Consider the following 20,061-nt stretch of genomic DNA (forward strand, 5'->3'; position numbering starts at 1 on the left):
CTGTCTCCATGCTCCGCCGTCAGCCGCTTCAGGGGCAGATCCAACGCGATGGGTTGTCCGCCATACAGCTGCCTTACAGCGCTCAGCTGTATGGTGCGCGGCGTGGCCATCTGTATGGCGCGCGATGCCTGTCTGCGCCGCTATAGTCCGGGCATGAATCGCTATCAGCTGTTGGCCGATGCCCTCGGCCGCCGTATCGAACAGGGCCTCTATCGACCGGGCGAACGCCTGCCGTCGGTGCGCGCCCTGGCCCAGGAGCACGGGGTCAGTCTGGCCACGGTGCAGCAGGCCTATCGGCTGCTGGAAGACCGCGGCCTGGTGGAGCCCCGGCCCAAGTCCGGCTATTTCGTCCGCCTGGAGCGACGCGCCATCGAATTGCCGCGGGTGACCCGGCCGGCGCGCTGGCCGGTGGAGGTGTCCGGCTGGGAACCGGTGCGGGAGCTGATGACCTCCACCCCGGATTCGGTGCGGGTGCAACTCGGCCGCGGCCTGCCGGATACCGAGGCGCCGACCCTGGCCCCCTTGCTCGCCGGCATGGCGCGGCTGGCGCGGCGGCCGGGCAATGCCGGGCTGTCCTACGACAGCATCCAGGGCGTGGCGGCGCTGCGCGAACAGGTGGCGCGGCTGCAACTGGACGCCGGCTGCGTGCTCACCGCCGATGACATCGTCATCACCAGTGGCGCCCACGAGGCGCTGGCCATCGCCCTGCGCGCCACCTGCCAGGAGGGCGACATCGTCGCGGTGGATTCGCCGACCTTTCACGGGGTGATGCAGACCCTCAAGGGCCAGGGGCTCAAGGCGCTGGAGATCCCTACCGATCCGCGCACTGGCATCAGCCTGCCGGCGCTGGAGCTGGCCCTGGAGCAGTGGCCGGTGCGGGCCATCCAGCTCACCCCCAGCTGCAACAACCCCCTGGGCTACTGCATGCCCGAGGCGAACAAGCGCCAGCTGGTGGCCCTGGCGCGCAAGCATGACCTGGCGGTGATCGAGGACGATGTCTACGGCGACCTGCTCTACAGCTATCCCCGGGGCCGGGCGCTCAAGGCCTTCGACGAAGACGACCGGGTGGTGCTCTGCAGTTCCTTTTCCAAGACCCTGGCGCCGGGTCTGAGGGTCGGCTGGGTGGCGCCCGGGCGCTATGCCGAGCGCATCCTGCACCTCAAGTACATAGGCACCGGTTGCACCGCGCCCCAGCCGCAACTGGCCATCGCCGAATTCATCGCCGCCGGTCACTACACCGTGCACGTCCGGCGCATGCGCGCCCAGTACCAGCGCAATCGCGACCTGATGAGCGCCTGGGTGCAGCGCTACTTTCCCGCCGGTACCCGGGTCAGCCAGCCCCAAGGCAGCTTCCTGCTATGGGTCGAGTTGCCCGAGGCCTGCGACAGCCATCGACTCAATCGCGAGTTGCTCGCCCAGAGCGTGCAGATCGCCTGCGGCAGCATCTTTTCCGCCTCGGGCAAGTACCGTAACTGTCTGCGCCTGAACTATGCCCAGGCCCAGCGTCCAGGGATCGAGGAGGGCGTACGGCGCGTGGGCGAAGCCGCCTGCCGACTGCTCGACGAGGCGCTGCCGCGGTCGCTGGCGACGCTGGCTTAGCCGAGTTCGGCGATCTCGCTGCAATTGCGCCCGCGATGCTTGGCCCGGTAGAGGGCTGCATCGGCTTGCGCCAGCAAGCGAACCGGGACGCCTTCCGCCAGGCGCGGCGTCACCGCCACGCCGAAGCTGGCGGTGACCGGCAGCGCCTCGGTCGGACCGACGGCGAAGGGCGTCTCGGCGATGCCCTGGCGCAGGCGCTCGGCCAGTGCCAGGGCGTCGGCCGGTTGGGCCACGTCGGCGAGCACGGCGAATTCCTCGCCACCGATCCGGGCGATGCGGTCGCCGGGGCGCAAGAGCTCGCGGCAGCGCTGCGCCAGTTGTTGCAGCAGCAGATCGCCGGCGGCATGGCCGTAGGTGTCGTTGATGCGCTTGAAGTGATCGACATCGAAGGCGATCGCTGCCAGCTGCCCGGGCGTGCTGGTCACCCCCTGCGCCAGCTCGCGTTCGAAGGCGCGGCGATTGGCCAGGCCGGTGAGGTAGTCGGTCTCCGCGCGGATGCCCAGTTCGGCGATCAGGGCGTCACGCTCCTGGCGGAGTCGGTCGGCCTGCAGCAGTTCGTCCTCCAACTGGGCGAAGGCGGCGAACAGGGTGCGCGGATCGTCTTCGGCCACCGTCCCCAGCGGTCGGGCGCGCCGGCTGAGGCTGAGCAGCCGCTGGGTATTGGCCAGCAGCGGCGTCAGCAGGCGCTGCTTGAGCAACAGCAGGCCGGTACCCAGCGCCAGCAGGATGCCCACCGCCGCGGCGATGGTCAGCAGCAGCCGCAGCTGGGCCTCGCGGGCCAGGACGTCGGCTTCCTCGCGGGCCAGGCTCAGGGCTTCGTCGCGCAACTCCAGGATGCTGACCATGGTCGGGACATAGCCCTGGGCGAAGCTGGCCGCACTGGGCGCCGTGCCGGTCGCCAGGGCGGCGAGGGTCTGGTGGTACCAGTCCAGGCCTTCGCCCAGGTAGCGCTCCTGCACCTGCACGAAACGATCGCGTTCGGGGCGACCGGGGGCCAGATTGAGATTGCTGCGCAGGAGGTCCATCAGCTGGTTGATGCGGCCCTGGGTCTGCAGCAACTGGACCTGTTCCGAGCCGCTGGGTAGGCGCTGCGCCTGCAGCGCGGGGGTCAGCAGCGAGCCCAGGCGTCCGGCGGTGTCGCGCAGGCGCGCGGCCAGCTTGGCATTGACCAGGTAGATGGCCACGGCCGGGCTGCGCTGGATGAGGTCGTGCAGGGTGAGGTCGGCGGTGATGAAGTTGCTGTCGAGGGCGCGGAACATGCCCTGGACTACGGTGGCGATGTCCTGGGGCGCGGGATCGTCGGGCGTGGCCCAGAGGCGCTGGTCGACCCGGGCACGCGCCTGCAGCAGCGCCTGATAGCCGTTTGCCGCCTGCTCGGCGGTCACGCTGCATTGCTGGCAACCCTGCAGCAGGTCCCGAAGGCGAGCGAAGCGCTGATCGCTCAGGGCTCGGGCACGCGCCAGCTCACGGCTATCGCCGCCGCGACCGCCGAGCAGGGCATTGGTCGGGCCACGCTCGGCAGAGACGGCTTCCACCAACCGCAGCGCCTCTGCGTAGACCGGCAACTGATCCCGGGTCAGGCGCATGCCTGTCGAATTCTCATGGGCCTGCCGCACGAGCAGGGCCATGCCGCAGGCAGTGGCGAGCGAGGTCACCACCAGCAAGGCATTGATCAGTCGATTGAGGTGAACGGTCAGCAGAAAACGGCCAGACATCAGGCGACACCGAAGCGAGCATGCCCAGGAGGCGAGCCGATTCCGGACAGCGGGGGAGTCAGGCTCTCAAGGTGCGCCGATCTTAAAAGGTCTAGCTTTCAAAACGTATACAAGCGGGGGCGGGCGGATTGGTTATTGCGTAAACGGTCGTGCCGGGAGCACGAGTGGCATGGCGATCACGAAACCTTGTCAGGCAGACGAGGTAGTACCCACCCTCTACACTGGCGCTTTTCGCGAGGTCCTGCCATGCCACCCCGTATCTATCTTGCCGGCCCCGAGGTCTTTCGTCCCGACGCCGTCGCCCAAGGCGAGGCGCTCAAGGCACTGTGCGCCCGTCACGGCTGCACGGGCCTGTTTCCACTGGACAATGCCATTCCCCCGGAGCTGACCGAGCCGGGGGCGCAGGCCGCCTGGATCTATCGGGCGAATCTGGCGCTGATCAGGCAGGCCGATGGGGTCCTGGCCAGCCTGGACTTCTTTCGCGGCGCCGAGCCCGACAGCGGCACCTGTTTCGAGGTGGGCTACGCCGTCGCCCTGGGCAAGCCGGTGGTCGGCCATGTGCCGGAAGCGGGCAGCCTGGCCGAGCGGATTCGCGCCCGCCATCCCGAGTGGGTGGGCAAGGGGCTGCTGGACCGTGATGGCTGGACGCTGGAGGAGTTCGGCCTGCCGCTCAATCTGATGCTGGCGGTGCCGGCCAGCATCGTCGTCGGGGGCCCGGAGGAGGCCCTGGCGGTATTGCGCGAGCGGCTGGGCTAGCGGGGCGGGGGCGTGCAGCCCTCTCTCAGAGGGGAGAGGGCTGGTTGGCGGTCAGGACAGTGGAAAAGGCTGCGCCGTTTTCCACGCTACGGGGCCTAGAGCCGGGGAGGAGCGCGGTTGCAGCGGAGTCAGCCGTGCGCCAGGGCCGCCAGTTCGTCCAGTCCGCTGTGGCCATCGGCATAGGCCGCACGGAAGCTGTCGCGCTGCTGCCAGCGCGCCCAGAAGGCCGCCAGGTGCTCGAAGCGCTCGTCCAGCGGCGTCTGGTTGGTGGGGAACTTGGAAAAGGCGATGGCGGTGCACAGGGTGATGTCGGCGAAGGTCGGCGCTGCGCCGCCCAGCAGCCACTCGCGGCCGTCGGCCAAGTGCCGATCCACCAGCGCGGCGTGCATCAAAGCTTCCTTGCGGCAATGCTCGCCCCATTGCGGATTGTGGGTCAGCTCGAGCTTGTGGCCGAGGCCTTCGTGCTGCACATGGAACATGGTCACGATGCGATAGAGCACATGGACGAAGATGCGGTCGTTCCACATGGCGTCCTGGCCCTGCTCCAGCGGCGTTTCGCCCATGACCTTGCGCCCGGGATGGCTATTGTCCAGATAGCGGGCGATGGCCGCGCTCTCGGCCAGGTAGCCGCCTTCGGCCAGTTCCAGGGTCGGGGTCTCGCCCCAGGGATTGCGCTTGAGGTGCTGCCACTGGCGTTGCTCGCCTTCGGGCGCCATCTTCAGGATGACCTCCTCGAACTGATCGGCGATGCCCTTTTCATGGATGAACAGCCGCAGCCGTTGCGGGTTGGGGAAGGCGGACGGCGAGGTGAAGAGGCGTAGCTTGGCCATGGCGGGCTCCGGAAGGGACAGTGACGCAACATGCGACTGCGGGCGGTCGTGCCGCGTTCGTCTGAGGTGACCAAGAATGCCGGGCCAGGGCGGGGGAGCAACAGCCAACTCGCTGTATGCCCTCCATGCAAAGAGTCGATTGGTCAGGCCGGCGTTTGGCTCACGAGGCTGGCGACGATCCGTTCGCGCAGCCAGGCATGGGCGGGATCGCGGTGCAGGCGTTCGGGCCAGAGCAGCAGCATGTCGAAGCCCGGGATGGCCAGGGGTGACGGCTGGACCTGCAGGCCGGGATGATTCAGGGCGATCTGGGCGGGCAGCAGGGCCACCAGATCGCTGACCAGCAGGACACTGGCCAGGGTGGCGAAGTGGGGCACCGACAGCACCACCCGCCGCGCGCGGCCCTGTTCCGCCAGCAACCGATCGGTGACGCTGGCGAAGCCGCCGCCGCTCGGCGAGACCAGCGCCTGATCCAGTTGGCAGAAGGTGTCCAGGGACACAGGTTGCTGCAGGGCCGGATGGCCGCGCCGGCCCGCCAGCAGATAGTGTTCGGTGAACAGCAGGCGCTGGCGCAGACCCGCTGCGGCGGTATCGGCCACATCCAGTGCCAGGTCCAGGTGATCCCCCTCCAGCTGTTCGGCGAGCAACGCTGGCTTCTTGTCCAGCAGCGCCAGGCGGATACCGGGCGCCTGCTGACGCAGGTCAGCCAGCAGCGGGGTGAGCAGGGTGGTTGCACTATGGTCGCTGGCGGCGATGCGCCAGGTTCGCTCGGCGCGGGCCGGTTCGAAGGGGGCGGCCGGTGCCAGGGCGTCTTCCAGCGCGGCCAGTGCCTGGCGCAACGGCTCGCGCAGGGACTCGGCACGCGCCGTGGGGCGCATGCCGCGGGGACCCGGCAAGAGCAGGGGATCGTCGAGCACCTGGCGCAGTCGGCCGAGTTGCAGGCTGACGGTGGGCTGCGCCAGGTTGAGCCGGCGTGCGGCGCGGGTCACGTTGAGTTCGGCGAGCAAGGCGTCGAGGGTGACCAGCAGATTGAGGTCGAGGCGCCTTAAGCTATTGTGCATGGCAATGGCTGCTGTTTCGGCAATTCATTTTCAGCATAGCGCGACCGCTTCTAGTCTAGGCACCTCTTTCTCACGAGATGATCACCATGAAGGTCCTGCTGGTCTACGCCCATCCCGAACCCCGGTCGCTCAACGGCGCGCTGCGCGACTTCGCCGTGGCCCATCTGCAGGCGGCCGGCCATGAGGTCCAGGTCTCCGATCTCTATGCCATGGGTTGGAAGGCCACCCTGGATGCCGCGGACGCCCCGCACCTGGCATCTGGCGAGCGTTTCGATGCGGTCCTCGATTCCCAGCGCGCCTATGCCAGTGGTGGACAACCGGCGGATATCGCCGCCGAGCAGGCCAAGCTGCTATGGGCCGATGTGCTGATCCTGCAATTTCCGCTGTGGTGGTTTTCCCTGCCGGCCATCCTCAAGGGCTGGGTGGAGCGGGTCTATGCCTGTGGCTTCGCCTATGGGGTGGGCGAGCACAGCGATAGCCACTGGGGCGATCGCTACGGCGAAGGCACCCTGGCCGGCAAGCGCGCCATGCTGGTGGTGACCTGTGGCGGCTGGGAATCACACTACAGCGCGCGTGGGATCAACGGGGGCCTGGATGACATCCTCTTTCCCATCCAGCACGGCATCCTCTTCTATCCCGGTTTCAGCGTGCTGCCGCCGTTTCCGGTCTATCGCACGAGCAAGGTCGACGCGGTCGCCTTCGAGCGGCTGTGCCAGGCCTATGGGGCACGGCTGGATGGGCTGGCCACGGACACACCCCTGGCGTTCCGGCGGCAGAATGGCGGGGACTACGAGATTCCGGCGCTGACCCTGAAGCCTGACCTGGCGCCGGGGCGGACGGGGTTGGGGGTTCATCTGCGGGAGGAGTGAGGGTTGGCGCGGCCTGGTTTCCGTGGCTCGGGGCTCAACGGCGGGGCTGGGCCTTGGGTGGTGTCGGGCTTCGCTGGCGCTCAAACCAACCTACGATGCTTCCCTCACCCCAGCCCTCTCCCAAGGGGAGAGGGGGCGGTTACATGCAGTGCATGGACTGCAGCGAAGTTGGCCTGGTCGAGACAGTGGAAAACGCTACGCGGTTTTCCACGCTACGAGCTGTAGGGTGGACGACGGCGCAGCCTCGTCCACGCGAATCTCACAAGGCAAGCCTCAGTTGGCTCTCTTGCTGTCCACCTGATCCAGACGGCCGCCGCGGAAGGTGAGGAAGTACAGCATGCCGTTCCAGGGGCCGTAGGCCCATTCCTCGACGAATTCCACCTGGCGATAGCCGTAGCCATCGGTGACCTGGCGTTCGCCCAGCGGCGTGACGCTCAGCGGATCGCCGCACTTGCCGCGGACCTCGTGGGTGGTGGAGCCGGTGGAGACCAGGGCGCTGCCGCAGCGCAGCGACGCGGCCTGGCTGGTGCCGGTGGCGAGCAGGAGCAGCAACAGCAGGGGGCGTGGACTCATTGGCGCTGGAACTCGATGCGAGAGAGGCGATTGGCTTCGAAGGTGAGGATGTAGTTGGCGCCGTTCTTCGGGCCGTACACCCATTCTTCGATCACCGCCTCGCGGCGTTCGTTGCGGCCCAGTTCGTAGCCCACCAGGTCGCGATGGGCGGGTTCGCCGCATTTCTGCAGCACTTCGAAGGCGCGATCACCCCGGCTGACCAGGGCGTTGCCGCACCTCATGGAATCGGCGGCGGCGCCGGTGGCGACCAGCAGGGTGAAGGCGGCGAGCAGGCAACGCATGAGGGTCTCCTGACCGGTCAGAGCACCCCGAGCTGCAACTGCGCGGCCGTGGGCGATTCGCCGGATTGGGCTTGAGTGCTGACGTCCAGCAGGTAGACCCGCTGGGCGTCCAGTTTCGCCGTGTCCACCAGGTAGGTCTTGATGGCGCCCGCGCGCTGCTGGGCCAGGCTGCGCAGGAGGCCGTCGTTGCCGCTCCAGGCTTCGAGCACCGCCTGGCGCAGGCGCGCCGTGCGGGTGGCATCGTCAAGACTATCCCATTCCTGCGGCGGTTGCGCCTGCAGTCGCAGGCGGTACAGGCCTTCCAGCAGGGGCGCGCGCATGTCGGCGGGCACCTGCAACTGGCTGGGATCGGCCGGGACCTTGTCGCCGCGGCGCTGCAGCAGGTTGAAGTACTGGGTCTGGAAGTCCTTTTCCAGCTGGTTGGCGGCCAGGGCGCGCCCGTCGCTGGCGGCGCCGGCATGCCCCTTGACCTCCACCGTCAGCTGCGGCCGCTGGCGCAGGGCCGCGGCCAGCTTGTCCAGCTCGCCGCGGGCCTGGGCCGAGAGGCTGGTGCTGCCGGGGGCGAAGTCGATGGCGCTGAGATCCGCCTCGTGCCCGCCGACCAGTCCCGCCAGCATGCGGAAGGGCGCCTGGACGGCGCGGCTGAGCACATTGCGCAGGGTCTGCCAGACCACCGGCATGACGCTGAAGTTGGGGTCGGCGAGATTGCCCGCCACCGGCAGGCGCAGGTCGATGCGACCGTGGCTGTCCTTGAGCAGGGCCACCGCCAGGCGCACCGGCAGGTCCACGGCGTCCTTGCTGTCCACCCGCTCGCCCAGTTCCAGCTGGTCGAGCACCACGTGGTTCTGCGCCTGCAGTTTGCCGTCGTCGATGCGGTATTGCAGATCCAGGTCGAGGCGCCCCTTGCGCACCGCGTAGCCGGCGAACTTGCCGGTATAGGGCGACAGGGTGGTGAGTTCGACCTGGCGGAAATAGGCGGTCACGTCCAGCTGCTGCAGGGGATCGAGGGGATCGAGGCGGCCCTTGATCTCCACTGGGGCGAAGCGATCGACCTTGCCGGCGAGGTGGATGTCGGCCGGCTTGGAGGCGGCGGTGTCCAGGGTGCCGATGCCGCCTTCCAGGGACTGGATGTTGGTGGCGAAGCCGGGCTTCAAGCTGTTGTCGGCGAAGTCGGCGCTGCCGTCCCTGATGCTTACCCCGCCGATGCGGATCTGCAGCGGTGGCGAGCTGTCCTTCGACTCGGTTTTCGGCTGGGGGACCAGCAGGGCGCTGAAGTTGTTGCTGAGGTCTTCGTTGATCACCAGGGTGCCATAGGGCTTTTCCAGGTCGATCCTGTCGATCACCAGCCGCTTGCCCAGTTCGAAGGCGATGCCCTGCACGTCCAGCCGCTGCCAGCGCATGAAGTCCTGCTGGTGCAGGGTGTCGAGCACGTGCACCTGGGTGACCTGGGCCGCGCCGCTGACGGTGAGGCCCAGGGGTTCGCCCGGGGCCAGGGCCACCTTGAGCCGGCCGGCCAACTGGCCGCTGCGGATCTCCAGGCGCACATAGGGGCTGAGATAGGGCTGGGCCTGGCGCAGGTTGAGTTCGTCGATGCCGATGTCGAAGCTGCCCTGCAGCGGTGTCAGCGCCAGCTGGCCATCGGCGGTGATGCGCCCGCGATCACCCAGGGTGGTCTTGAGCGCCAGGTCGAAGGGCTTGTTGCCGGCGCTGTCGAAGCCTTTCACGGCCAGGTCCAGGCCGCTGAAATAGAGACTGGCCGGCTCCTGGGGCACGCGGTCCACCAGGTGCAGCTGGTTGTCGCTGAGCTGGGCGTCGTCGAGGCGCACGCGCCAGCCAGGGCCGCCGCTGCTCGGGGCGTCGCTGGCGGGGAACAGCTTCTGCCAGTCGAGCGTGCCGTCCTGCTCGCGATTGCCCCAGGCATCCAGGCCATTGCCGCGCAGGCGGGCGATGCTGACCTCGCGCTGCTGCAGATCCAGGGCGATGCCCTCGGCGGCCAGGCGCTTGAAGCTGGCCTTGGGTTCGGCGTTCACCGCCTGCACGGCGACGTCGTCCAGCGCCAGGCGGCCCTGGCTGAGTTGCAGTTGCAGCGTCTTGCTCAGGTCCAGGCGGTAGTGGGCGCTGGCTTCCAGCCGCCCCTTGCCCAGTGCCAGTGGCAACTGGTTACGCACATAGGGCCACCAGGGCGCAAGGCTGACGCCCTTGAGGGTCAGGTCGCCTTCGCTGCGCAGCGGCAAGAGATCCAGGCTGCCCTTCCAGGTGAGCTGGCCGCCCTGGGCGGTGGTGGCGGTCAGTGCCAGCTGGCCGGGGGTGTCGCCGCTGCGGGTGCGGAACTCCTGCAGGGTGGCATCCAGGGGGGTGAAGGTGGCTTCCACCGGCTGGGCGCCCTGGGCGTCGAGGAAATGCAGGCGGCCCCCGACCAGGGCGATGCGCTCGATGTGCACCGGGAAGGGTTGGCCGGGCTCCGTGGCGGCCGGCGTCGGCGTGACGGGGGTAGCGGGCTCGCTGCGCCAGAGCTGGGCCAGATTGACCTGGCCGCCCTTGGCGATGCGCAGATCGACCTGGGGCTGGTCGAGGCGCACCTCGGTCAGGTGCAGGGTGCGCCGCCAGAGGCTGTCCCACTGCAGGTCGGCCGAGAAGCCTTCCGCGGCGATTACAGGATGCTCAGTCGGGCCGATCAGCAGCTTTTCGGCGTGCAGTTGCAGGGTGAAGGGATTGAACCTCAGCGCCTGCAGACTGGCCGGCTGGGTGAGGCGCTCGGTCAGCGTCTGGTTGAGGTAGTGCAGGGCGAGGCGCGGTCCGACCAGGAATCCGAGCAGACTGTAGAGGGCCAAGAGCACGAGCAGCACGAGGCTCGCTTTCACAATTCTGGACATGCAGGCATCTGGGACGGCGAAGGTGCCCGGATTATGGCACGGCACCCCCGGCGACGAGGGCGGTGGCCGTCCCAAAAGCACTGCTGGCTATGCGAGCCATCAGGGACACGACTACAGGAGCGGTTGCAGGATCGCTCACATTTTCGCCAATCCGGACGAGTGGCGCGGACGCACGACCGATCAGTGGTCAGGTGGATGGGAAGGCTTCTGGTAGAGGCGTCGGGGCCTTTGCCGAAGGCTCTAACACGGCACTTTGCCATGATCCGCCCGTCGCTCCAGATTAAGTTTGACTTAAGGACCGCCGACTAGTCTCGCGAACAGGTTGCATTCTCAGGGAGGGGAAACGGTGACGGGCTCGACGGCTCGCGGCGTGACGACAGGACGGCCAGGGCAACCGCGAATCGAGAATCCGCGTCGCCGGGAGTAGCAGATGTCCAGTCCGATCCAGCTCCATTCCATCCAGAAGAAGATCCAGTTCCTGCGCACCACCTTCAGCTATGTCGGCTGGTCGCTGTTCGGTCTGCTGCTGTGGGATGTGGCGGTGACGGTGGACGCCATGCTGTTCGTCGACGATCGCTTCGACCTGCCGCTGACGCCCCTGACCCTGCTGTGCTCGGCGCTGGTGGTGCTGATCAGCTTTCGCAACAGCAGCGCCTATGCCCGCTGGTGGGAGGCCCGCACCCTGTGGGGCGCCATGGTCAACAGCTCGCGCAGCTTCGGCCGCCAGGTGCTGACCCTGATCGACGACCAGGGCAAGGCGCAGAACCGGGTCAAGGCGGTGCTCCTGCGTCGGCACATGGGCTATCTGCACGCCCTGCGCGCCCAGCTCAAGCGCCAGGATCCGGCCCAGGCGGCCGCGCCCTATCTGGCCCGCCACGAACTGGCGCTGGCCGAAGGCAGCCTCAACTTCGCCAACGACATCCTCGCCGGCACCGCCGAGCTGATCGCCAGCGAATACCGCCAGGGCCGGCTGGACAGCATCCGCCTGGCGCGGCTGGAAGAGACCCTGGTGGACATGTCCAACTGGCAGGGCGGCATGGAGCGTATCGCCAACACCCCCTTGCCCTATCCCTACGTCTGCTTTCCGCAGCTGTTCAGTTTCCTGTTCTGCATCGCCATGCCGCTGGGCCTGGTCTCCACCCTCGGCTGGTTCACCCCGCTGGTGTCCACCGTGGTCGGCTTCATGCTGCTGGCCCTGGAGCGCATCGGCAGCGATCTGCAGGCGCCCTTCGCCGACAGCCAGCATCAGATCACCATGGACAAGCTGTGCGCCACCATCGAGGCCAACCTGCTGTCGATGCTGCGGCCGCGCAGCGAAGAGGGCAGTGCGGTGGCCCTGGCCCAGCCCGAGGCCGACGCCGCACCGAGCCGACGGGTGGCCTGACCGGCGGCGTCAGCCGGGGAGAGCGGGGCAGGTGGGACGGAAAACGTGCGGAAAGTCCCGCGCCAGAGGGATTTCTTTCGTGAGGGCACGGCACTAGCGCCGCTTCGCTCCGGTCACATTTTGCAATCTCCCCTGGCAGCGGTGGTTGGCTGGGGCCCAGCGGCGCTTGCCATGGGTCGCTGGCGGGCCGGGGCGAGAGGTGCCGTGGGACCTGCGTCCCACGACCTATATCTCGCTACGGATGCCCGCTCATGTCCGAAACCCGTCTCCCGACCGCCGGGGCCAGCGCCGAACCCTCGCGCCGCGCGCGCCATGCCCTGGATGCCCTGAACTTCACCCTGGCCGACGTCCGCGACGGCCTGGGCCCCTATCTCGCCATCTATCTGATCGCCGTGCGCGGTCCGGGGGAGGGCTGGAACGAGGCCACCGCCGGTTTCATCATGACCCTGGCCGGCATCGCCGGACTGATCGCCCAGACCCCGGCCGGCGCCCTGATCGACCGCACCCGCCACAAGCGCCTCATGGTTGGCGTCGCCGCCCTGGTGGTGACGATCTGCAGCGTGCTGCTGCCCTTCGTCTCCAACTTCTATGTGGTGGCGGCCACCCAGTCGCTGGCCCATGCCGCGGCGGCCATCTTCGCCCCGGCGCTGGCGGCCATCACCCTGGGCATCGTCGGACCCAAGGCCTTCACCAAGCACATCGGCCGCAACGAGGGCTTCAACCACGCCGGTAACGCCGTCTCGGCGGCCCTGGCCGGTGGCCTGGCCTATTTCTTCGGTCCCACCGTGGTGTTCTGGCTGATGGCGTTGCTCGCGGCGGCCTCCATCGTCGCCATCGTCCGCGTACCCCAGGACGAGATCGACGATGACCTGGCCCAGGGGCTGGGCGAGGAAAACGGCGCCCGCGATGCCAAGCCGGTGTCGGCCTGGCAGGCGCTGCTGGCCAATCGCAAGCTGCAGCTGCTGGCGCTGCTGGCCGCCATCTTCCACCTGGCCAATGCCGCCATGCTGACCTCGGTCGGCCAGCAGCTGACCCATATCGTCGGCAAGGACAGCGCCACCTCGCTGGTGGCCGTCTGCATCGTCGCCGCCCAGTGCGTGATGGTGCCGGTGGCCATCCTGGTGGGGCGCAAGGCCGACGTCTTCGGGCGCAAGCCGATCTTTCTCTTCGCCTTCGCGGTGCTGGCGATCCGCGGTGTGCTCTACACTTTTTCTGACAGCCCCTACTACCTGGTGGCGGTGCAGCTGCTCGATGGCATCGGCGCCGGGATCTATGGCGCCCTGATGCCGGTGATCGTCGCCGACCTGACCCGCGGCAGCGGACGCTTCAACGTCAGCCAGGGCGCCATCGCCACCGCCCAGGGGCTGGGTGCGGCGATCAGCGCCACCATCGCCGGGATCATCATCGTCCGCTTCGGCTATGCGGCGGCCTTCACCACCCTGGCCGCCATCGCCGCGGTGGGCTTCGTGCTTTATCTGCTGCTGATGCCGGAGACCCGCGACGAGCACGTTGCCGGAGACGCGGCGCGTTCCACCGGTACTGTGGTGGGAGGCTGAGATGGCACGCCAGGATGATTTTCTCGCCTTCGCCCATATCGGCGATCTGCACCTGACCACCGCCGAGGCCGACAACGCCCGGGACCTGCAGACTCTCCTGCAGCGCCTGCGCGGGTGCACCGAACTGGATTTCGTCTATCTGCCCGGGGACAACGCCGACAACGGCACCGCGGAGCAGTACCGGCTGCTCAGGCGGCTGCTGGACGACTTTCCGCTGCCGGTAACGGTGATCACCGGCGACCACGACATGGATGGCGGCGATCTCGGCCCCTTCTATGCCGAGTTGCAGGTGCCGCAACTGCCTTATTCCAGGGAGGTGGGCGGCGTGCGTTGCCTGTTCCTCGACATGTGCGGACCGGGCAGCGGCGGGCCGGATTTCCGTCTTGGTAGCGAGCAGCTGCAGTGGCTGGAGCAGGAGTTGCACGAGGCGACCCGGCTGGAGCAGCGTTGCGTGGTCTTCATGCACAGCTATCCGGCGGACCTGCAGGGGCCCGGCGAAGCCGAGCGGGTGGCGCGGCTGCTGCACGAGGGCCCGGTGCGCCTGGTGGAGATCGGCCATACCCACTACAACGAACTGGCCCACGACGGCGGCGTGCTCTATGCCGCCTGCAGATCCACCGGCCAGATCGAGGAAGGCGGTGTAGGATTCGCGCTGGTCACCCTGGACGGTCCGGCGGTGAGCTGGCGCTTTCGCGAATTGCCCGACGGCTGGCCCTGGGTGCAGATTACCGCGCCCGGCGATCCCCGCCTGAACGGCGCTGGCGTGGCCGAGGGTCACGAGTGCCGAGTGCTGGTGCTGGGCGACGCCGACCTCTCCGCCTGCGAATGGCAGTGCGACGACGGCCCCTGGTGGCCGCTGCAGCCGTTGGGCAAGGGTCGCTACCAGGGCGATCGGTCAGTGCCGGAAGGGACGCGGCGGTTGCAGGTGCGGGTCAGGGACTCTCGCGGCGGCGAAGATATCGACCGGCTCGACCTGGACGGCGGTCACCGGCCGCTGGCGGCGCCGGCCGACTGGGGTTCGGATCGCACCCAACTGGGTGAATGGCAGGCCAAGGGCGTGCTGGGGACCCAATTGGGACCCAATCGCAATGGCCGCAAATGGTGAGGTCGGCAGCGCCGACCTCGCGACTCGACTAGAAGGAACAGCGCTTTCATGGGGTCCATCGTCACCACTCCCCACGTCCTGACGTGGGTCATCGCCGCCCTGGCCACCCTTGGGGTGGTCTCGCGGCCCTTCGGTCTGCCGGAGGCGCTGTTCGCCGTGGCCGGTGCCGTGCTGCTGGCGCTGTTCGGCCTGTTGCCGCTGGACGGCGTCTGGCACGGCATCGCCAAGGGCACCGACGTCTATCTGTTCCTTATCGGCATGATGCTGCTGGCCGAGATCGCCCGCAAGGAAGGGCTGTTCGACTGGGTCGCCGGCCACGCGGTGCGCGCGGCGAAGGGCTCGGCGCTGCGGCTGTTCGCGCTGGTCTATGGCGTCGGCATCCTGGTCACGGTGTTTCTTTCCAACGACGCCTGCGCCGTGGTGCTGACCCCGGCGGTCTACTACGCCACCCGCGCGGCGAAGGTGAAGAATCCGCTGCCCTATCTGTTTTCCTGCGCCTTCATCGCCAACGCGGCGAGCTTCGTGCTGCCGATCTCCAACCCGGCCAACCTGGTGGTCTTCGCCGAGCACATGCCCGAGCTGAGCCGCTGGCTGGCGCTGTTCACGGTGCCGTCGATCCTGGCCATCGCCGCGACCTTCCTCACCCTCTGGGCGACCCAGGCCAAGGTCCTGCGCGCCGAGCAGCTGTCCGAAGGGGGGGCGGTGGATGCGCTGCCCACCACCGGACGCATCGCCGGCTGCGGCCTGATCCTGACCATCCTGGTGCTGCTCGGCGCCTCGGCGCTGGATCTGGAGCTGGGTCTGCCGACCTTCCTCGCCGGCTTCGCCACCTTCCTGGTGGTGGTGGCCTGCAAGCGCGGCGGCGGCCTGGAGTTGCTCAAGCACATCTCCTGGGGCGTGCTGCCGCTGGTGGCCGGGCTGTTCGTGCTGGTGGAGGCCCTGGAGACCACCGGGGTGCTGCAGGCGCTGGCCAATCAGCTGCAGGCCGCCGCCCAGGCGACCCCGGAGCGCGCCGCCTGGGGCGCCGGGCTGCTGGTGGCCTTTGGCAGCAACCTGGTCAACAACCTGCCGGCCGGGTTGCTGGCCGGGGCGGCGGTGCAGGCCGCCCATGTCTCGGAAAAGATCGCCGGTGCCGTGCTGATCGGCATCGACCTCGGCCCCAACCTGTCCATCACCGGTTCCCTGGCGACCCTGCTATGGCTGGCCGCGCTCAGACGCGAAGGGCTGTCGGTGAGCTTCTGGCAATTCCTCAAGCTGGGCGCCGTGGTGATGATCCCGGCGCTGCTGCTGGCCCTAGCCGCGCTGATCCATCTTTGAGAGCCTACTCAAAGGCTGCTGCGCGTCGGCCAGACGGCGTTGAAAACGGCTTCGGAATGCTCATTTACCCTGTGTAAACTCCGCTTCCTCAGCCGTTTTCGCGGGGCCGCCCAGGCCTTGTCTGGCTCTAGCTCGCGAGCCTTTGAGCAGGCTCTAATGGACGGTCTCCAGGCGTAGCGGCGCTGCCGCTGCGCCTGGGGCACTATAGGGGTTCGTCCGCTACGGAGCATCGCCCATGGCCATCGCCCGCTACACCGGCTTCGCCCAGGCGCTGCACTGGCTGACCGTCGCCCTGCTGTGCCTGCTCTTGCCCTTCGTCTGGGTGGCGGAAAACTTTCCGCCCGGGCCGGTGCGTACGCTCTGGTACCTGCTGCACGAATCCACCGGGATCTCGGTGTTCCTGCTGGTGCTGATCCGCCTGACCTGGCGCTGGCGGCATCCGGCGCCGCCGGCCAATCCCCGCGACGGGCGCCTGCTGCGGCTGCTCGCCGGTCTCAATCACGGCCTGCTCTATGCCGTGCTGCTGCTGATGCCGGTGACCGGCTACCTGATGGCCGGCCAGGGGCAGCCGGTGCCGGTGTTCGGGTTGTTTTCCCTGCCGGGTTTTCCCCGCCATGAAGCCCTCGGCATCCTCGCCAATCGCATCCATGTGGCCGGTCAGTTCGCCGTCTATGGCCTGGTGCTGCTGCACGTGGCGGCGGTGGTCTGGCACGTGGCGATCCGTCGGGACGGGACGCTGGAGCGGATGCTCCCCGAGCAGCGCCTCTAGGCGCTGCCTTCCACCCGCTGCCGGTCGCGCTCCAGCAGGGCCGGCAGGGTCTCGCGCAGGTGGTCCACCAGGGTGCGGATCTTGGCGTCGAGAAAGCGCCGCGAGGGATAGAGCGCATGGATGTCCAGGGCATAGAGCCGGTGCCCGGGCAGCACCCGTTGCAGACGGCCACTGGTCAGACCCTCGACCGCGGCGTACAGCGGCAGGGCGCCGATGCCCAGGCCGCTGGCCACGGCTTCGGCCAGGGCGTCGGCGGTGTTGACCTGGAAGGGCGGTCGATCCACCGCCACCTCGGCCAGGCCCTCGGGCCCTTCCAGCAACCAGCGATCCGGCGCCATGGCGCGATTGACCAGCCGCAGGCAGCGGTGCCCGGTCAGCTCCGCCGGGGTGGTCGGTCGGCCCTGGCGTTCCAGGTAGGCGGGCGCCGCGCAGAGCACGCTGTGGGTGCTGCCTAGGCGCGCCGAATGGAAGGCCGAGTCCGGCAGGCCGTCGGCGAGGACCAGCGACAGGTCGTAGCCTTCCTTGAGGATGTCGGTGAAGGTGTTGGTCAGTTGCAGATCCAGGTCGACCTCGGGATAGCGCTCGCCATAGCTGGCGAGACTCTGGATCAGGTAGTGCTGGCCGAGGCCGGTCATGGTGTGGATGCGCAGCCGGCCGCGCGGCACGGCCAGGGCGTGACGAGCCTCGGCGTCGGCTTCGTCGAGGTCGGCGAGGATACGCTGGCAGCGCACCAGGTAGCGTTCGCCGGCCTCGGTCAGGCGCAACTGGCGGGTGGTGCGGTGCAGCAGCCGGGTCTGCAGGTGCTGCTCCAACTGGCTGACCGCCCGGGAGACATAGGCGGTGGTGAGTTCCAGCTGGCGCGCGGCGGCGGTGAAGCTGCCGGTCTGGGCCACGCAGGCGAAGGCGCGCAGATTGAAGAGATGATCCATGGGCGGGGCAGGGCGGTGGAAAGGGCCATTGTGGGCCATTACCCGCCCGTTGGTTAACGCTCTTTGCTGTCGCACCCGGCTTAATCGGAGTGGACCCGGGTTCCTAGAATGGCCGCCGAGGCGCTGCCTCTCGCCCCCTCCCGTCGATCCCGTCGTTGCCCAGCATGCCCCTCGCTTCGCCGTTGCCCCTGCGGCCCTCCCGCTCCGTTCCGCGCCAACGCTGGCCCAGCCTGAATGCCTGGCGCCGTGCCGGCCGCGAATGGGCGCGTACCGATGGCCAGACCTGGGCCTTCATCGCCAAGGCACTGCTGGCCGCGGGCCTGGCCCTGTGGCTGGCCTATCGCCTGGAACTGCCGCAACCGAGCACCGTGCTGGTCACCGTCTTCATCGTCCTGCAGCCGCAGAGCGGCCAGGTGCTGGCCAAGAGTTTCTATCGCATCGTCGGCAGCCTGGCCGGCCTGAGCTTCACCGTGGCCGCCATCGCCCTGTTCGCCCAGGAGCGGGTCCTGCTGCTCGGCGCCCTGGTGCTGTGGATCGGCTATTGCACCCGCGGGGCGGCGCGCTATCGCGACTTTCGCAGCTATGCCTTCCTGCTGGCCGGCTATACCGCCTGCCTGGTCGGGCTGCCGGCGGTGGCCCAGCCCCAGGGCGCCTTCTTGCAGGCGATCTGGCGTCTGCTGGAGATCGCCCTGGGCATCTGCTGCGCCGGGGTGGTGAGCGTGGCGATCCTGCCGCAGACCACCCGCGGCGTGCTGCGCCGCACCCTGGCGCAGCGCCTGCGCGACTTCCTCGCCATGGCCCATGACGGCCTGCTCGGCCGCCTCGAGGCCGAACGCTTCGCCGCGCTCAGCGCCCGCTTCGCCGCCGATTCCGTGGGCTTCGAGAGCCTGCGCAGCGCCAGCGTCTTCGAAGAGCCCTATCTGCGGCGGCGCAGCGGGCGCCTGGCGGCCCTGGGCAATCGCCTCATGCTGCTCAACACCCGCTTTCATGCCCTTTACCAGCTGCTGGCGCGCCTGACCGAGCGGCCGCCGGCGGTGCGTCAGGCCCTGGCGCCTGCCCTGGAACTGATCGCCGCCGCCCTGGCACCGAGCCTGGGCCGACTACCGGAAGAGCGTGATCTGCGCCGGCTCAACGAGCGCCTGGCCGCGAAGCGCGAAACCTTGATGGCGGCGATCCGCGCCGGTCGTCAGCAACTGGCTCGCACGGCGCCTGCGGCCGAGGTCGACCGGCTCGACTACGACACCGCCGCCGAATTGCTCTATCGCTTCGCCGAGGATCTGCATCTGCTGCTGAATACCCAGCTGGAGCTGGACCTGCCGACCAGCACCGCGCCCAAGACGCGCGAGACCTTCACGCCGCTCGCCAGTCGCGCGGTGGCCTGGATGGCCGGGGTGCGCAGCGCCCTGGTGGTGCTGGGCGTAGGGCTGTTCTGGATCGAGACCGCCTGGCCGAGCGGCGCGGCCTGCACCCTGGCGGCGGCGCTGATCTCGGCGCTGGCCTCCACCTCGGCCGATCCGCGCCGCTATTGCCTGCAACTGGCCGGTGGCACCCTGGTCGGGGCCCTGGCCGGCGGGCTGCTGCACTTCCAGGTGCTGCCCTGGATCGACGGCTTCGCCCTATTGCTGCTGGTGCTGGCGCCGGTATTCACCGCCGGCGCCTGGCTGATCACCCGGCCACGCCTGGCCGGCTATGGCACCGGGTTGATGGTCTGGTTCTGCTCGGCGGCCCTGCCGGGCAATCTGCCGCGCTACGACGCCGACCTCTTCTGCAACACCTACCTGGCTTACCTCGTGGCCTGCGGCGTGGCGGCGGTGGCCGTCAGCGTGCTGCTGCCGCCCAGCCAGCCCTGGGTCTGGCGGCGGCTGGAGGCTGCCCTGCGCGAGCGCGTGGTCCACGCCATAGGCGCGCCCCTGGCCGGCCTGAGTGGCCGCTTCGATTCCGGCCTGCGCGATCTGCTCAACCAGGTGCAGGTGCTCACCGTGGGCCAGCCGCTGGTGCAGCGGCAGCTGCTGCGCTGGACCTTTCTCAGCCTGGAACTGGGCCACGCCATCATCGAGTTGCGCCTGGAACAGGCCAGGCTGCCGCCCTTGCCCTGGTATCGCGAACAGCGCGCCTGGCGCCTTGCGATCCGCGCCCTGGGTCGGGCACTGGTGCGGCTGGCTCGCCAACCCGATGCCGCCAACCTGGCCCGCGCCCTGGGCGCGGTGGACCAGGCCATCCTGCTGGCGCACCAGGCCCAGCGCCACCTGGAGCCCACGCCGGGCGACTTCGACCGCTCGCCGCTGCGGCGCATCGCCAGCTACCTGCACGTCATCCGCACCTCGCTGCTGGCGCCGGATTCGCCCCTGGCCGGGCATCTGCCGCAGCCCCGGCCACCGGCGCGCGACGAAGGCTAGCCAGCAGCCGGCCAAAATCCGACTAGGCTTACGGACGGGGAGGGCCAGCAG

Annotated in this window: 16 protein-coding genes; 9 read left to right on the top strand and 7 right to left on the bottom strand. The window is 68.8% G+C overall.

Features of this window, described 5'->3' with window-relative positions; translation table 11 throughout:
* The first annotated feature begins 153 nt into the window (after positions 1–153).
* Entirely contained in the window at positions 154–1,599 is a 1,446-nt protein-coding gene (locus ACZ5R1_RS03360) for an aminotransferase-like domain-containing protein (protein WP_177411495.1), read from the top strand.
* Here ACZ5R1_RS03360 and ACZ5R1_RS03365 read toward each other — a convergent pair.
* Positions 1,596–3,314, bottom strand: a complete 1,719-nt coding sequence (locus tag ACZ5R1_RS03365) for a GGDEF domain-containing protein (protein WP_464712809.1) — start codon at positions 3,312–3,314, stop codon at positions 1,596–1,598. The two genes, ACZ5R1_RS03360 and ACZ5R1_RS03365, sit on opposite strands and share 4 nt — an antisense overlap.
* A gap of 246 nt (positions 3,315–3,560) precedes the next feature.
* Here ACZ5R1_RS03365 and ACZ5R1_RS03370 point away from each other — a divergent pair, with 246 nt between their 5' ends.
* Positions 3,561–4,070 carry a nucleoside 2-deoxyribosyltransferase gene (locus ACZ5R1_RS03370; RefSeq protein ID WP_042137559.1) on the top strand — a complete coding sequence of 170 codons (510 nt, stop codon included), beginning with the start codon at positions 3,561–3,563 and terminating at the stop codon, positions 4,068–4,070.
* A 128-nt stretch (positions 4,071–4,198) separates the two neighbouring features.
* Here ACZ5R1_RS03370 and ACZ5R1_RS03375 read toward each other — a convergent pair whose 3' ends face one another.
* Positions 4,199–4,900, bottom strand: a complete 702-nt coding sequence (locus tag ACZ5R1_RS03375) for a glutathione S-transferase family protein (RefSeq protein WP_027600000.1) — start codon at positions 4,898–4,900, stop codon at positions 4,199–4,201.
* 143 nt (positions 4,901–5,043) lie between these two features.
* On the bottom strand, positions 5,044–5,958 hold the full coding sequence (locus ACZ5R1_RS03380; RefSeq protein WP_027600001.1) for a LysR family transcriptional regulator: 915 nt from the start codon (positions 5,956–5,958) through the stop codon (positions 5,044–5,046).
* 86 nt (positions 5,959–6,044) lie between these two features.
* Here ACZ5R1_RS03380 and ACZ5R1_RS03385 point away from each other — a divergent pair, with 86 nt between their 5' ends.
* Positions 6,045–6,827: an NAD(P)H-dependent oxidoreductase gene (locus ACZ5R1_RS03385; protein ID WP_027600987.1), complete on the top strand. Its 783-nt coding sequence runs from the start codon at positions 6,045–6,047 to the stop codon at positions 6,825–6,827.
* A gap of 273 nt (positions 6,828–7,100) precedes the next feature.
* Here ACZ5R1_RS03385 and ACZ5R1_RS03390 read toward each other — a convergent pair whose 3' ends face one another.
* From ACZ5R1_RS03390 to ACZ5R1_RS03400, 3 genes are read right to left on the bottom strand one after another with little or no spacing between them, the layout of a single operon-like run.
* Positions 7,101–7,400 carry a DUF2845 domain-containing protein gene (locus tag ACZ5R1_RS03390; protein WP_074585046.1) on the bottom strand — a complete coding sequence of 100 codons (300 nt, stop codon included), beginning with the start codon at positions 7,398–7,400 and terminating at the stop codon, positions 7,101–7,103.
* On the bottom strand, positions 7,397–7,681 hold the full coding sequence (locus ACZ5R1_RS03395) for a DUF2845 domain-containing protein (RefSeq protein ID WP_007161012.1): 285 nt from the start codon (positions 7,679–7,681) through the stop codon (positions 7,397–7,399). The genes ACZ5R1_RS03390 and ACZ5R1_RS03395 overlap by 4 nt, the downstream gene beginning before the upstream one ends.
* Positions 7,682–7,698: 17 nt before the next feature.
* Positions 7,699–10,527, bottom strand: a complete 2,829-nt coding sequence (locus ACZ5R1_RS03400; protein WP_464712810.1) for a DUF748 domain-containing protein — start codon at positions 10,525–10,527, stop codon at positions 7,699–7,701.
* A gap of 457 nt (positions 10,528–10,984) precedes the next feature.
* Here ACZ5R1_RS03400 and ACZ5R1_RS03405 point away from each other — a divergent pair, with 457 nt between their 5' ends.
* From ACZ5R1_RS03405 to ACZ5R1_RS03425, 5 genes are all read left to right on the top strand, one after another.
* Entirely contained in the window at positions 10,985–11,938 is a 954-nt protein-coding gene (locus ACZ5R1_RS03405) for a bestrophin family protein (protein ID WP_027600005.1), read from the top strand.
* A gap of 251 nt (positions 11,939–12,189) precedes the next feature.
* Entirely contained in the window at positions 12,190–13,494 is a 1,305-nt protein-coding gene (locus ACZ5R1_RS03410; protein ID WP_232104404.1) for an MFS transporter, read from the top strand.
* 1 nt (position 13,495) lies between these two features.
* Positions 13,496–14,599, top strand: coding sequence for a metallophosphoesterase family protein (locus ACZ5R1_RS03415; RefSeq protein ID WP_464712811.1), 1,104 nt, complete (start codon positions 13,496–13,498; stop codon positions 14,597–14,599).
* A 48-nt stretch (positions 14,600–14,647) separates the two neighbouring features.
* Positions 14,648–15,916 carry an arsenic transporter gene (locus ACZ5R1_RS03420; RefSeq protein WP_115945242.1) on the top strand — a complete coding sequence of 423 codons (1,269 nt, stop codon included), beginning with the start codon at positions 14,648–14,650 and terminating at the stop codon, positions 15,914–15,916.
* A gap of 235 nt (positions 15,917–16,151) precedes the next feature.
* Positions 16,152–16,685, top strand: coding sequence for a cytochrome b (locus ACZ5R1_RS03425; RefSeq protein ID WP_144948760.1), 534 nt, complete (start codon positions 16,152–16,154; stop codon positions 16,683–16,685).
* Here ACZ5R1_RS03425 and ACZ5R1_RS03430 read toward each other — a convergent pair.
* Positions 16,682–17,614, bottom strand: coding sequence for a LysR family transcriptional regulator (locus ACZ5R1_RS03430; RefSeq protein WP_288406623.1), 933 nt, complete (start codon positions 17,612–17,614; stop codon positions 16,682–16,684). The two genes, ACZ5R1_RS03425 and ACZ5R1_RS03430, sit on opposite strands and share 4 nt — an antisense overlap.
* Positions 17,615–17,778: 164 nt before the next feature.
* Between ACZ5R1_RS03430 and ACZ5R1_RS03435 the strand changes: the two genes are divergently transcribed.
* Complete coding sequence (locus tag ACZ5R1_RS03435; RefSeq protein ID WP_464712812.1) at positions 17,779–20,010, top strand: FUSC family protein; 2,232 nt, start codon at positions 17,779–17,781, stop codon at positions 20,008–20,010.
* Positions 20,011–20,061 lie beyond the last annotated feature (51 nt).

The sequence above is a fragment of the Pseudomonas sp. Pso3 genome, from assembly GCF_055393275.1.

Bases quoted from the DNA above. Each gene is read 5' to 3' on its own strand.
- ACZ5R1_RS03420 (WP_115945242.1), top strand. From the start codon at position 14,648: ATGGGGTCCATCGTCACCACTCCCCACGTCCTGACGTGGGTCATCGCC.
- ACZ5R1_RS03380 (WP_027600001.1), bottom strand. From the start codon at position 5,958: ATGCACAATAGCTTAAGGCGCCTCGACCTCAATCTGCTGGTCACCCTC.
- ACZ5R1_RS03435 (WP_464712812.1), top strand. From the start codon at position 17,779: ATGCCCCTCGCTTCGCCGTTGCCCCTGCGGCCCTCCCGCTCCGTTCCG.
- ACZ5R1_RS03405 (WP_027600005.1), top strand. From the start codon at position 10,985: ATGTCCAGTCCGATCCAGCTCCATTCCATCCAGAAGAAGATCCAGTTC.
- ACZ5R1_RS03395 (WP_007161012.1), bottom strand. From the start codon at position 7,681: ATGCGTTGCCTGCTCGCCGCCTTCACCCTGCTGGTCGCCACCGGCGCC.
- ACZ5R1_RS03415 (WP_464712811.1), top strand. From the start codon at position 13,496: ATGGCACGCCAGGATGATTTTCTCGCCTTCGCCCATATCGGCGATCTG.
- ACZ5R1_RS03410 (WP_232104404.1), top strand. From the start codon at position 12,190: ATGTCCGAAACCCGTCTCCCGACCGCCGGGGCCAGCGCCGAACCCTCG.
- ACZ5R1_RS03385 (WP_027600987.1), top strand. From the start codon at position 6,045: ATGAAGGTCCTGCTGGTCTACGCCCATCCCGAACCCCGGTCGCTCAAC.
- ACZ5R1_RS03390 (WP_074585046.1), bottom strand. From the start codon at position 7,400: ATGAGTCCACGCCCCCTGCTGTTGCTGCTCCTGCTCGCCACCGGCACC.
- ACZ5R1_RS03375 (WP_027600000.1), bottom strand. From the start codon at position 4,900: ATGGCCAAGCTACGCCTCTTCACCTCGCCGTCCGCCTTCCCCAACCCG.
- ACZ5R1_RS03430 (WP_288406623.1), bottom strand. From the start codon at position 17,614: ATGGATCATCTCTTCAATCTGCGCGCCTTCGCCTGCGTGGCCCAGACC.
- ACZ5R1_RS03425 (WP_144948760.1), top strand. From the start codon at position 16,152: ATGGCCATCGCCCGCTACACCGGCTTCGCCCAGGCGCTGCACTGGCTG.
- ACZ5R1_RS03365 (WP_464712809.1), bottom strand. From the start codon at position 3,314: ATGTCTGGCCGTTTTCTGCTGACCGTTCACCTCAATCGACTGATCAAT.
- ACZ5R1_RS03360 (WP_177411495.1), top strand. From the start codon at position 154: ATGAATCGCTATCAGCTGTTGGCCGATGCCCTCGGCCGCCGTATCGAA.
- ACZ5R1_RS03370 (WP_042137559.1), top strand. From the start codon at position 3,561: ATGCCACCCCGTATCTATCTTGCCGGCCCCGAGGTCTTTCGTCCCGAC.